Source organism: Allobosea sp. (assembly GCF_017308075.1).
Taxonomy (GTDB): Bacteria; Pseudomonadota; Alphaproteobacteria; order Rhizobiales; family Beijerinckiaceae; genus Allobosea.
The window spans coordinates 110,798-122,819 of record NZ_JAFKFX010000028.1 but is presented as its reverse complement, the minus strand read 5'-3'; the positions used below and the strand labels follow the sequence as shown (position 1 = coordinate 122,819).

Annotated in this window: 13 protein-coding genes and 1 other RNA gene; 5 read left to right on the top strand and 9 right to left on the bottom strand. The window is 66.7% G+C overall.

The window, feature by feature from the left end; genetic code table 11:
• Window positions 1–43: 43 nt before the first annotated feature.
• Window positions 44–1,537: an MDR family MFS transporter gene (locus tag J0J10_RS10045; protein WP_291646456.1), complete on the top strand. Its 1,494-nt coding sequence runs from the start codon at window positions 44–46 to the stop codon at window positions 1,535–1,537.
• 128 nt (window positions 1,538–1,665) lie between these two features.
• A complete protein-coding gene (locus tag J0J10_RS10040; RefSeq protein ID WP_291646337.1) occupies window positions 1,666–2,217 on the top strand; it encodes a DUF1269 domain-containing protein in 552 nt (183 codons plus the stop codon).
• 191 nt (window positions 2,218–2,408) lie between these two features.
• On the opposite strand, the gene dapD is transcribed toward J0J10_RS10040, so the two are convergent.
• Entirely contained in the window at window positions 2,409–3,251 is an 843-nt protein-coding gene (dapD, locus tag J0J10_RS10035) for a 2,3,4,5-tetrahydropyridine-2,6-dicarboxylate N-succinyltransferase (protein ID WP_291633642.1), read from the bottom strand.
• Window positions 3,252–3,378: 127 nt separating this feature from the next.
• Here dapD and J0J10_RS10030 point away from each other — a divergent pair, with 127 nt between their 5' ends.
• Together J0J10_RS10030 and J0J10_RS10025 are read left to right on the top strand one after the other, a co-directional pair.
• The gene (locus tag J0J10_RS10030; protein ID WP_291646336.1) at window positions 3,379–3,669 is read left to right on the top strand and encodes a hypothetical protein; all 291 of its coding nucleotides are present in this window, start codon (window positions 3,379–3,381) and stop codon (window positions 3,667–3,669) included.
• A 95-nt stretch (window positions 3,670–3,764) separates the two neighbouring features.
• Entirely contained in the window at window positions 3,765–5,099 is a 1,335-nt protein-coding gene (locus J0J10_RS10025; protein ID WP_291646335.1) for an 8-oxoguanine deaminase, read from the top strand.
• A gap of 125 nt (window positions 5,100–5,224) precedes the next feature.
• Here J0J10_RS10025 and J0J10_RS10020 read toward each other — a convergent pair whose 3' ends face one another.
• The 8 genes from J0J10_RS10020 to rpmH all read right to left on the bottom strand — a co-directional run bounded on the left by J0J10_RS10020 (window position 5,225) and on the right by rpmH (window position 11,650).
• Complete coding sequence (locus J0J10_RS10020; protein WP_465247183.1) at window positions 5,225–5,980, bottom strand: pyrimidine 5'-nucleotidase; 756 nt, start codon at window positions 5,978–5,980, stop codon at window positions 5,225–5,227.
• Window positions 5,981–6,213: 233 nt separating this feature from the next.
• Window positions 6,214–7,116: an acetylglutamate kinase gene (gene argB / locus J0J10_RS10015; RefSeq protein WP_291646334.1), complete on the bottom strand. Its 903-nt coding sequence runs from the start codon at window positions 7,114–7,116 to the stop codon at window positions 6,214–6,216.
• Between the two features lie 84 nt (window positions 7,117–7,200).
• Window positions 7,201–7,572 (bottom strand): DUF423 domain-containing protein, encoded by a 372-nt coding sequence (locus tag J0J10_RS10010; protein WP_291646333.1) that lies wholly within the window; start codon window positions 7,570–7,572, stop codon window positions 7,201–7,203.
• A 125-nt stretch (window positions 7,573–7,697) separates the two neighbouring features.
• The gene (gene yihA, locus J0J10_RS10005) at window positions 7,698–8,363 is read right to left on the bottom strand and encodes a ribosome biogenesis GTP-binding protein YihA/YsxC (RefSeq protein WP_291646332.1); all 666 of its coding nucleotides are present in this window, start codon (window positions 8,361–8,363) and stop codon (window positions 7,698–7,700) included.
• 9 nt (window positions 8,364–8,372) lie between these two features.
• Entirely contained in the window at window positions 8,373–9,005 is a 633-nt protein-coding gene (locus tag J0J10_RS10000; RefSeq protein WP_291646331.1) for a CatB-related O-acetyltransferase, read from the bottom strand.
• A gap of 155 nt (window positions 9,006–9,160) precedes the next feature.
• The gene (gene yidC / locus J0J10_RS09995; protein WP_291646455.1) at window positions 9,161–11,029 is read right to left on the bottom strand and encodes a membrane protein insertase YidC; all 1,869 of its coding nucleotides are present in this window, start codon (window positions 11,027–11,029) and stop codon (window positions 9,161–9,163) included.
• A 2-nt stretch (window positions 11,030–11,031) separates the two neighbouring features.
• The gene (gene rnpA / locus J0J10_RS09990; protein ID WP_291646330.1) at window positions 11,032–11,460 is read right to left on the bottom strand and encodes a ribonuclease P protein component; all 429 of its coding nucleotides are present in this window, start codon (window positions 11,458–11,460) and stop codon (window positions 11,032–11,034) included.
• Window positions 11,461–11,515: 55 nt separating this feature from the next.
• The gene (gene rpmH / locus J0J10_RS09985; RefSeq protein ID WP_038364779.1) at window positions 11,516–11,650 is read right to left on the bottom strand and encodes a 50S ribosomal protein L34; all 135 of its coding nucleotides are present in this window, start codon (window positions 11,648–11,650) and stop codon (window positions 11,516–11,518) included.
• Window positions 11,651–11,901: 251 nt separating this feature from the next.
• Here rpmH and ffs point away from each other — a divergent pair.
• Window positions 11,902–11,998, top strand: an RNA gene (gene ffs, locus J0J10_RS09980) — signal recognition particle sRNA small type.
• Window positions 11,999–12,022: the final 24 nt, after the last annotated feature.

Sequence of the window (12,022 nt, the reverse complement as noted above, 5' to 3'; positions counted from 1 at the left end):
CTATGCTCCGCCATTCCCAATTCACAAGGCGGGCGCAGTGCCGATGGACAAGCGGGTCGAGACCGAGGCACCGGCGGCTGCGCTCAGCCATGCCGATATCCGTTCGATCCTGATCGGCATCATGCTCGCCATGTTCCTGGCGGCGCTCGACCAGACCATCGTCGCGACCGCGATGCCGACGATCGGGCGCGAACTCGGCGACGTCACCCATCTGCCCTGGGTGGTGACCTCCTATCTACTCGCCTCGACCGCCGTGACCCCGCTCTACGGCAAGCTCGCCGACATCCATGGCCGGCGCGTGACACTGCTCGGCGGCATCGTGATCTTCATCGTCGGTTCGGTCGCCTGCGCGCTCTCCTCCTCGATCTGGCTGCTGGTGGTCTCCCGCTTCATCCAGGGCCTCGGCGGCGGCGGGCTGATCGCGCTGGCCCAGACGATCATCGGCGACATGGTGCCGCCGAAGGAGCGCGGGAAGTATCAGGTCTACATCGCCAGCGTGTTCTTCTCCTCCTCGCTGCTCGGGCCGGTGCTCGGCGGCGTGATCTCGGAGGCGCTGCACTGGTCGGTGATCTTCTGGATCAACCTGCCGCTCGGGCTCGCCGCCTATTGGATGACCGACAAGGCGCTGCGCCGCCTGCCGCGCCATGAGCGGCCGCACCGGCTCGACCTCCTCGGCGCCCTGCTGATGACCAGCGCGACCATGACGCTGCTGCTCGCCTTGTCCTGGGGCGGCGTGCTCTATCCGTGGTTCTCGTTGCAGATCCTCGGACTAGTCCTGCTCTCGCTCGCGCTCTGGCTCTGCTTCGCCTGGCGACTGCGGGTCGCGGAGGAGCCGCTGATTCCACTCACCATCCTCGCCAATCCGGTGGTGCGCGACGGCACCATCGCCGCCGGCTTCGGCATGGGGACCTTCATCGGCCTGACGATCTATCTGCCGCTCTATTTCGAGACCGTGGCCGGCCTGTCCGCGGCCCATTCCGGGCTCGGACTGATCCCGCTGACCTGCGGCACGGTCGTCGGCGCGACCGCCTCCGGTCGGGCGATGACCAAGCTGACGCATTACAAGCGCGTGCCGCTCGCCGGCCTTGTCGTGGCGCTCGCCGGCACGGCAATCCTCGCGATCTTCGCCGGAAGACTGCCCCTCGTGCCCTTCGGAGCCGTGCTCGCAGTGATCAGCCTCGGCTTCGGCACGCTGCTACCGGTCGCGACCGTCGCGATCCAGAACGCCGTCGCCATGCACCAGCTCGGCACGGCGACCGCCACCGCCAACTTCTTCCGGCAGATTGGCGGCGCGCTGATCGTCGCCGTGTTCGGCGCTATCGTGCTCGGTGGCATGGGCGCGAGCGGCGCCGGGCTTTCCCCCGAAACACTCAGGGCCGGCGCGGTCGACCGCGAGGTCATGGTCCGGCTCTTCGCCTATGTCTTCGCCGCGACCTTCGTCGGCTTCGCCCTGTCATTGCTGTTCCTGGCGCGGATGAAGGAGCTGCCCCTACGCGGCGCGGCGAAGGAAGCCGCCAGGGAGCTGGCGACCGAATAGGCGGGAAGCCGGTGCGGGAAGTCAGGCGCAGCGAGGGCTCATCGTCTTGACCTGAATCATGGCTTCCGCCGCAAGCCCGTCACAAGCTATCGTCAGGCTGCTATTCCCGTCTCATCAGGAGTTTCCCCATGTCCGATCTCGTCGTCATCGTCTATCCGACCGAGGCCAAGGCCGACGAAATGCGCCAGAAGCTCTTCGGGCTGCAGAAGGAATACCTGATCCAGATCAGCGATGCCGCCATCGCCGTGATGCATGAGGGCGGCAAGATCAAGCTCAACCAGTTGCTCAACACCACAGCGCTCGGCGCCGCTTCGGGCGGTTTCTGGGGCCTGCTGATCGGCGCGATCTTCCTGATGCCGGTGTTCGGCGCGGCGATCGGCGCCGCCTCGGGTGCTCTCGGCGGCGCCCTCTCCGATTACGGCGTCAACGACAACTTCATGAAGGAGCTCTCGGGGAGCCTGCAGCCCGGCAATGCGGCGCTTTTCGTGCTGATCCAGAAGATGACCGGCGACAAGGTTCTCGAGGCGATCAAGGGCACCGGCGGCCTGGTGCTGAAGACCTCGCTAGACCATACCCGCGAGCAGGCCTTGCGCGATGCGCTGGCCGCCTCCCCGGCCGCCCAGCCGCTGCCCACCGGACCCGGCCCTGAGGCGACCACGAACCCTGCCCCGGCCGCCTGAGGCGCTCGCCCGCTCGGGCCAGCTTCACACTCCGTCATTCCGGCGCTCCGCTTTGCAGGGCTCGGAATGATGGAGTGATCGATATTGCTCGGCGCAACAGAAGCTCGAGCCGGCGCGATCAGCGCGAAAGCGGCGAGAGCGCCGGCATTCAATGCCGAACGGGCCTCTCGCCATCTTCTTGTCGTAGATAATCAGTCCCGCAGCAGATCGTTGATGCCGGTCTTGGCCCGCGTCTGGGCGTCGACCGTCTTGACGATCACCGCGCAGTAGAGCGCCGGGCCGGGCGTGCCGTCATTCATCGGCTTGCCCGGCAGCGAGCCGGAGACCACCACCGAATAGGGCGGCACCTTGCCGATATGGACCTGGCCGGTAGCGCGGTCGACGATCTTGGTCGAGGCCGAGATGAAGACGCCCATTGCGAGCACCGCGCCCTCGCCGACGACGACGCCCTCGACCACCTCGGAACGGGCGCCGATGAAGCAGTTATCCTCGATGATGGTCGGGTTGGCCTGCAGCGGCTCGAGCACGCCGCCGATGCCGACGCCGCCCGAGAGATGGACGTTCTTGCCGATCTGGGCGCAGGAGCCGACCGTCGCCCAGGTGTCGACCATGGTGCCGGAATCGACATAGGCGCCGATATTGACGAAGGACGGCATCAGGATGACGTTCGGGGCGATGAAGGAGCCCTTGCGCGCCGCGGCCGGCGGCACGACGCGGAAGCCGGCGGCGCGGAAGCGGTTCTCGCCCCAGCCCTCGAACTTCGACGGCACCTTGTCCCAGAACACGCCCTCGCCCGGGCCGTTCGCCATGATCTGGTTGTCGGTCAGGCGGAAGGAGAGCAGCACCGCCTTCTTCAGCCACTGATGCGTGACCCATTCGCCGTCGATCTTCTCGGCGACGCGGGCTTTGCCGGCATCGAGCATCTCGATCGCCTGCTCGACGGCCTCGCGCACGGCGCCCTTGGTCGAGATGCCGATCTCGGCCCGGTTTTCCCAAGCGGCATCGATGGTGGCGGCGAGATCGGTCAGCGACATGAGACAGCTCCGGCAGTCATGAGGGCGCCCGGAGCGATGGCCGATGCAGGCAGCAACGTCAAGGCTGAGGGAACGCCGGCCGGCCAGACGTGTTATGATGGAAAGGCTGGCCACGCGGAAAAGCCCGATGAAACGGATCGCCCTGTCGCTCGTCCTGACGCTCGCTTTCGCCGGTGCAAGCCTGGCCCAGGGACGGCCGTCGACGCTGTCGCGCAGTTGCGCCGCCAACCAGCAGAGCGTGCGCGCCAATGGCGCGATCGTGCTCGGCACCGGCGGCTATACCTATGACCGCTTCGTCGCCCATCGCGGCTTCTGCCAGTTCGACGAATATGCCGATCCGGCCTGGGTGCCGGCACGCGACACGCCGCAATGCTTCATCGGCTATCGCTGCAAGAGCGGCCCGTTCTGGGACGATTGAACCACCGTGAAATGACGACCCGGGCTGGCCTTCGACCAATGTCCCACCTATGCGGGACGATCGACTGAATCGCTGCCTTTATACCCGGACACATCATGCGCCTCTGGATCAGAAATCCGCTCGCCATTCTCGCTGAAAACGCCGGCGGCGGGGTGGTGATCGAGGACGGCGTCATCGTCGAGCTCGTCACGCTCGGCGGCTTCCCCTCGCGGCCGGTGACCGAGAGCTTCGACGCCTCCGACCATGTCGTGCTGCCCGGCCTCGTCAACACGCACCATCATTTCTACCAGACGCTGACCCGCGCCCATCCGGCGGCGATCGACCGCGAGCTCTTTCCCTGGCTGAAGGCGCTCTATCCGCTCTGGGCGCGGCTGCGGCCCGAGGATCTGCGGATCGCGGTGCGGGCCGCCCTGGTCGAGCTGCTCCTGTCTGGCTGCACCACCGCGGCCGACCACCACTACCTTTACCCGGCAGGGCTCGAGAACGCGGTCGACATCGCCGTCGAGGAAGCCCGCGCGCTCGGCATCCGCGTCACCATCTCGCGCGGCTCGATGAACCTGTCGCAGAAGGATGGCGGCCTGCCCCCGGATGAGGTCGTGCAGGACGAGGAGACGATCCTTTCCGACAGCGAGCGGGTGCTGAAGCTGTTCCACGATCCCGCCCCCGGCAGCATGGTCCAGATCGCGCTCGCCCCCTGTTCGCCCTTCTCGGTGACGCCGTCGCTGATGGCGAAATCCGCCGAGCTCGCCGCCCGCTTCGATGCCCCGCTGCATACCCATCTCGCCGAGACCGAGGACGAGGACGCCTATTGCCTGGAAGTCTATGGCAAGCGCCCGCTCGACCTGCTCGAGGACGCCGGCTGGATGCGACCGAAGACCTGGCTGGCGCACGGCATCCATTTCTCCTGCGAGGAATGCGAGCGACTGGGCAAGGCCGGCGTCGGAATCTGCCATTGCCCGACCTCGAACGGGGTGCTCGCCTCCGGCTTCTGCAAGACCCGCGAGCTCGAAGCGGCCGGCGCCCCGCTCGGCCTCGGCGTCGACGGCTCGGCCTCCAATGACGGCTCCAATCTGATGGAGGAGCTGCGCCATGCGCTCTTGGTCAACCGGCTGCATTACAAGAGCGCCGGCGCGGTGACGGCGCGCGACACGATCCGCTGGGCGACGGAAGGCTCGGCCCGCTGCCTCGGGCGCGACGATATCGGCAAGATCGCGCCCGGCCTGCAGGGCGACCTTGCGCTCTACAAGCTCGACGAGCTGCGTTTCTCCGGCGCGCATGACCCGATCGCCGCGCTGGTGCTGTGCGGCGCCAGCCGGGCCGACCGGGTGCTGGTCGGCGGGCGCTGGCGGGTGATCGACGGCGAGATTCCCGGGCTCGACCTGTCCGGCCTGCGCCGCTCGCATAATCTCGCCTCGCGGCGCTTCGCCTGAGCCCCTGCAATGCCATCCCGACAAGCCGCGAAGCGGCGCTGATCCGGGATCCATGCACGCTGCTCTGTCGGAAAGGCTCCAGAATGGATCCCGGGTCTCGCTTCGGTCGCCCGGGATACTCAGAGCTATTTCGAAACAGGAAGCGGAGGGAGCTCCGCCCGCGTCAGCGGCCCGAGGAAACCGGTCAGATCGTTCGTGACGAAATGCACATGGCCGGCCTCGACCGCCGCCTGCTCCCAGGCCTCGCGGAAGGGATCGGGCGTGCGCGGCACGATCAGTACCGTCTTCATGCCGAGCGCGCTCGGCACGATCAGGTTCTTCTCGATATCCTCGAACATCGCCGCCCGGCCGGGATCGACGCCGTGCTTGGCGAGAAAATTCTCGTAGGTCGCGCGCTCGGGCTTCGGGGTGAAGCCGGCATTGACGATGTCGAAAATGTCCTCGAAGTGATGGAGGATGCCGAGCTTGCCGGCGACGTTCTCGGCATGGCCGCGCGAGCCATTGGTCAGGATCAGCTTGCGGCCGGGCAATGCCGCGATCGCAGCCCCGAGCGCTGGATTGGGATCGAGCAGGGTCAGGTCGATCTCATGGGCGAAGTCGAGGAAGTCGGCGGGGTCGATGCCGTGCTCCTCCATCAGCCCCTTCAGCGTCGTGCCGTAGCGCTGGTAATAATATTTCTGCAGCGCCCGCGACGACATGCCGTCGAGGCCGAACAGCTCTGCCAGGAAGAGCGTGATGCGCTCGTCGACCTGCGGCCAGACCTTCGCCTCATGCGAATAGAGCGTGTTGTCGAGGTCGAAGACCCAATGGTCGACATGGCCGAAAGCGTCCATGTCGGGCAGGAGTGGCAGGGCGGCGGCGATGTCAGCGTTCTGTTTCATTGGATCATGTCATGTGGGACGTGACAGCATGACATGCAAGGTTCTTGCAAAGTCCTTGCGATGGGGAGCCTTACCTCATTCCCGCGCTTCGCGCAGCGAAGAGCCCCGCCCCATGAACATCGGCGTCTTTCGGAAGATGCCCTGACCTCACGGCGGGCCTGCCGGCAGCTTCGGTGTTCATGGGAGCCGGCATCGCTGCCGCGCAGCGCCCCGGAATGAGGCCGGGTTCGGCCTCACTTCCTGATGATGGTGCCCGAGCCGGTGTCGGTGAAGAGCTCGATCAGCACGGCATGAGGCACCTTACCGTCGAGGATGACGACGGCCTCGACGCCCTTTTCCAGAGCGTAGATGCAGGTCTCGATCTTCGGGATCATGCCGCCGGAGATGGTGCCGTCGGCGATCAGGCGCCGGCACTGCTCGACGGTCAGCTCCGGGATCAGCTTCTTGTCCTTGTCGAGCACGCCCGGCACGTCGGTCAGCAGCAGCAGGCGCTTGGCGTTGAGCGCCCCGGCGATCGCGCCGGCGAAGGTGTCGGCGTTGACATTGTAGGTCTGGCCGTCCGCGGCGGCGCAGACCGGCGCCAGAACCGGGATCAGCTCGGCCTTGAGGGTCGCGTCGAGCACGGTGGTGTCGACCGTGTCGGGCTCGCCGACGAAACCGAGATCGAGGATCTGCTCGATCTTCGAATCGGGATCGACGATGGTGCGGGTCGCCTTCTTGGCGATCACCATGTTGCCGTCCTTGCCGCAAAGCCCGATCGCCTTGCCGCCCTCGCGCGAGATGTAGCCGACGATCTCCTTGTTGACCGAGCCGGCGAGCACCATCTCGACGACGTCGACGGTCGCCGCATCGGTGACGCGCAGGCCCTGCTTGAACTCGGATTTCAGGCCGAGCTTGTCGAGCATGCGGGCGATCTGCGGGCCGCCGCCATGGCAGACCACCGGCTTCAGCCCGGATTGCTCGAGCAGGACCACGTCCTCGGCGAAATCCTCGGCGGTGGCGGCGTCACCCATGGCGTTGCCGCCATATTTGATCACGATCACCTCCTGGTCGTAGCGCTGCATATGCGGCAGCGCCTGGACGAGGAGCTCGGCCGCTTGCGATGGCGTCAGATGGGCGGCAGGGTTGATCATCATGCAGGCTCCGCGACGGCGCGCCGGATCCGCGCCGGGCCGCCTTCTAGCTGAAAGTGCCGTGCCGCGGAAGCGCCGCGACGCGGCTCAGACCCGCCTTGCGAACAAGGCCGAGCCGGCGAGGCCGAGCCAGCCACCGAGCATCATGAAGCCACCGGCCGGGGCGGCGCCCATGAACAGGCGCTCGCTCTGGAAGCCGCGTCTGGCGAGATCGGCCGCGAACAGCGCGACGCCGAGGATCAGCAACGAGATCGCCAGACGCGCGCCGATATCGGCGAGCAGGCCGGCACGACGCGCGACGCAGGCTCCTATCACCGCCGAGGCGTGAAAGAGCAGCATCTGGCCGGCGATCTGCAAGGTGTCGGCCGCTCCCGAATGGGTCGCGGCGGCGAGCAGGGTGACGCCGAAGAGCCCCATCAGCATGGCGATGGTCAGATGGATCTTGGTCGCGGTGATCATGACGAGCCTCCGGCAGCGCGCCGGGGCCGACGCCAGGCTGCAGCGGGCAGGAAAGACGATGCCGCCGAGGCGCCGTCAAGCCGGCGGGCCGCAACGCGGTGACGCGGCGCGGATCGCACCGGAGACTAGCTGCGCTCGGCCAGCACGCGTGCGATCGCGGCCCGCAGTTCGGGAATGCCGAGGCCCTTTTCGCTCGAGGTCACCAGCACCTCGGGATAGGCCGCCGGGCGGCGCTTGATCTCGTCGAAGGTCGCCTCGGCCATGAAGGTCTGGTCGGCCTGCTTGATGGCGTCGCCCTTGGTGAGGACGATCTGGTAGCTGACCGCCGCCTTGTCGAGCGTCTCGAGCACCGCGCCGTCGACATCCTTCAGCCCGTGGCGGGCGTCGATCAGCACATAGACGCGCATCAGGTTGGAGCGCCCGCGCAGATAGTCGTGGATCAGCCGGGTCCAGGCCGCGACCTTCTCCTTGCCGACGGCGGCATAGCCATAGCCCGGCATGTCGACGATGGTCAGGCGCTCCTCATGGCCGACCTGACGAAAGAAGTTGAGCTGCTGGGTGCGGCCCGGCGTATGCGAGGTGCGAGCGAGCGCATTGCGCCGCGTCAGCGCGTTGATCAGGCTCGACTTGCCGACATTGGAGCGCCCGGCAAAGGCGATCTCCTGGCCGACCATGGGCGGCAGGTCGTCGATCTTGGTCGAGGCCCAGACGAAATCCCAGGGCCCTTCGAAGAGCTTGCGGGCAGCCTCGATCTCGTCGGCGTCGTAAGGTGTGGTCGTGCTTGCGGTCATCTGCCTTGCCTACACCGCCCGGCGCAGCGCGTCGATGTCGGCGCCGGCGATCAAGGGCAGGTTGCGGGCGATCTTTTCCGCATCCCAGTCCCACCAGCGAATTTCCAGCAGCGCTTCGACCACCTCCGGCGGGAAGCGCAGCTTCACCACCTTGCCGGGATTGCCGACCACCACCGCATAGGGCGGCACGTCGCGCGAGACCTGCGCCCGCGTCCCGATGATGGCGCCGTCGCCGATGGCGACGCCGGGCATGATCACCGCCTCGCGGCCGATCCAGACATCGTTGCCGATCACGGTATCGCCGCGATGGCCAGGACCGTCCGGCGTTACGGGAGGCGCGCCCTCGAAGCCGAACATCTGGAAGGGAAAGGTCGAGAAGCCGCCCATCGGATGGTTGGCGCCGTTCATGATGAACTGCGCCGCCTGGGCGATGGCGACGAATTTGCCGATGATCAGCCGGTCGCCGATGAAGTCGAAATGATAGCGCACGCAGCGGGCGAGGAAATGCTCGGGCCCGCGCGAGTCGTCGTAATAGCTGTAGTCGCCAACCTCGACGAACGGGTGGTCGACGATCGCCTTGAGGAAGGCCGTGCCCTTCCAGCCGGGAATCGGATGCCGGGTTTTCGGATCGGGAAGGGGCATGCCGGTCTCCTCGCCGTCGGCCCGGTCGCGGGTGAAATGCCGACCGGGCCTTTGCCCTGCGATCCTGCGGGGCTCTCAAAGCAGACATCCCGGGTCGGCTCGCGCCGCCCGGGATGAGATCGTCGGAAACCGGGGGCGAGGCGCCCCCGCCATCCTCACTTCTTGTTGCTGTTCGCCGGCTTGGGCACGCCCGCCGCAGCAGCAGGGGCCGGCTTCTTGCCGAACATGCCCTTGAGATTGTCCCAGAGCTCGATCTTGACGCCGTGCTTGCGCATGATGAAGCCCTGCTGGAGGATCGAAAGAAGGTTGTTCCAGGTCCAGTAGATCACCAGGCCGGCCGGGAACGAGCCGAGCAGGAAGGTGAAGAACACCGGCATCCAGGTGAACATCATCTTCTGGACCGGATCCGGCGGCTCCGGGTTCATCTTCATCTGCACGAACATCGTCACGCCCATCAGGATCGGCCAGATGCCGAGATGCAGCATGGCGGGCGGCGTGAACGGCAGCAGGCCGAACAGGTTGAAGAGATTGGTCGGATCCGGCGCCGCAAGGTCCTTGATCCAGCCATAGAACGGCGCGTGCCGCATCTCGATGGTGATGAACAGGATCTTGTAGAGCGCGAAGAAGACCGGGATCTGGACCAGCACCGGCCAGCAGCCGGCGAGCGGGTTGATCTTGTTGGTCTTGTACAGCTCCATCAGCGCCTGCTGCTGCTTCATCTTGTCGTCAGCATAGCGCTCGCGGATCGCCATCATTTCCGGCTGCACCGCCTTCATCTTCGCCATCGAGGCGTAAGATTTGTTGGCGAGCGGGAAGAACAGCAGCTTCAGCAGGACGGTGACGACCAGGATGGCGATGCCGAAATTGCCGACATGCTTGTAGACCCAGTCCATCAGGTAGAACATCGGCTTGGTGATGAAGTAGAACCATCCCCAATCGATCATCAGCTCGAAGCGCTTGATGCCCTGGTTCTTCTCGTAGCCGTCGATCGCCGCGACCTCCTTGGCGCCGGCGAACAGGCGCGAGGAGACGGTCGCCGAAGCACCCGGCGCGACGGTGACCGCCTCGCCGAGGAAGTCGGCCTGATAGGTCCGCACCGGACCGGTCTGCACCGACGAGTAGCGGCCCTCGTACTTCTTGGTCTGGTCGGGGATGGCTGCCGCCGCCCAGTACTTGTCGGTGATACCGACAAAGCCGCCGACGGCATCCTTCCAGGCCTTGCCATGCGTCGCCGCGCCGAGAGCCGGCTCCTTGTCGATGGCGTCGTAGGTGTATTCCTGCAGCCCCTGCTCGCCGAGGGCGCCGATCATGCCCTCGTGCAGGACGTAGTAGCCCAACGTCGTCGGTTTTCCGACGCGGACGACCTGACCATAGGGGTAGAGCGAGATGGCGCTCGTGCCCTTGTTGTCGACCTCGTCGCGAATCGAGAACAAGGCGTTGTCGTCGACCGAGATGATGCGGCGGAACAGCAGGCCCTGGCCGTTGTCCCAGGTCAGCGTCACCGGCTTCGCCGGGGTCAGGACCTGGCTGTCGGCGCTCCAGACCGTGCTGGCGTTCGGCAGGGGAACATTGACGCCAGGCCCCGCGACCCAGCCGAAATCGGAATAATAGGCGTTCGGGCCGCCGGCCGGCGAGAGCAGCACGATGATCGGGCTCTTCGGGTCGACCGTCTCGTGATAGGCCTTGAGCGAAACGTCGTCGATGCGCGCGCCGGTCAGCGAGAGCGAGCCGGCGATCTTCGGCGTCTCGATTCGGATGCGCGGGCCGGCGGCAAGCGCGGCCTCGCGGGTCGCGAGCGCTGCGGCGGCGGCAGGCTGCGCCGGAGCGGCGCCAGGGGCCGGGGCAGCGCCCGGCGTCGGCACGCTTCCCGGAGCCGGGGGCTGCTGGCTGTGCGTCTGCTGGTTCTGCTGCGCGACCTGCTTCTGCTTCTCCATCTGCGGCACGGCGAAGAAGAACTGCCAGCCGAGCAGCACGACCACGGAGAGCGTGATCGCCAGGAGCAGATTACGGTTTTCTTCTTTCATCTTCATGGTCGAAAACGGGTCTCGCTGTCGGCCCTGGCGGGCTTCTCGGGAAGGGGGCGTTTGCCGGAAGGCGGGCCGCGACGGTTGCCGCCGGGGCGGGCGCGGTCGAGCGCGACCGAGAGGTCGGCGACCATGGCGCTGAAACCGGCGGCGATCGTTTCGGGACGGGCGACGACCACGACGTCGCAGGGGCGCTCGAGTTGCCCGGCCAGCGCGAGCTTGGCAGCGGCGCGCAGGCGCCGGCGGATACGATTGCGCTCGACCGCGCCGCCGACCTTGCGGGAGGCGGTAAGGCCGAGTCTGAGCCCGGATTCGGCGGCGTCGCGCCGCTGATCGTTGACCTGCACGGTGAAGGCAGGCGAACGAAAACGGCGGCCATGCTCGGCCGCCGCGAGAAAGTCCCTGCGTTGCGTCAGACGGGCGATGCGCATGGCGTTTGGCCAGTCTTCACGAAACCGGCGCGCCGGGAGCGCGCGCCCCACCTCATCAGGCCGACAGGCGCTTGCGGCCGTGGGCGCGACGGGCAGCGATGACCTTGCGGCCACCCTTGGTCGCCATGCGGGCACGATAGCCGTGGCGACGCTTGCGAACCAGCTTGCTGGGTTGATAGGTTCTCTTCACGGTCCGTCTCCGGGGCCTTGTCTCGGCGCAGCGACCGCAGCTCTCGAAGAGAAAGCCAAGGCCAGCCAAGCCTGTCATGCAAAAGGTTCCGCGCCGCCGCTTGGGCTGCACAGGTCGCGGGCTTATGGCGGAAGGCATGACCCAAGTCAATGCCGAAACGCCTGTGTCGCAGCAGCGCAGGCGGGTTTTCACAGGCGACGTCTTTGCACAGGCGACTTGCGCTCGCGCCTCTCTTCACCGATATAGCCGGCGGGAGGTTGGCGAGGGACGTCTCACTCGCCAACCCGGTCAGGTCCGGAAGGAAGCAGCCGTAACGAGACCGAACGGGTCTTCGTCCAGCCTCCCACCTGCCGCCCCGCGCGGCGATGCATC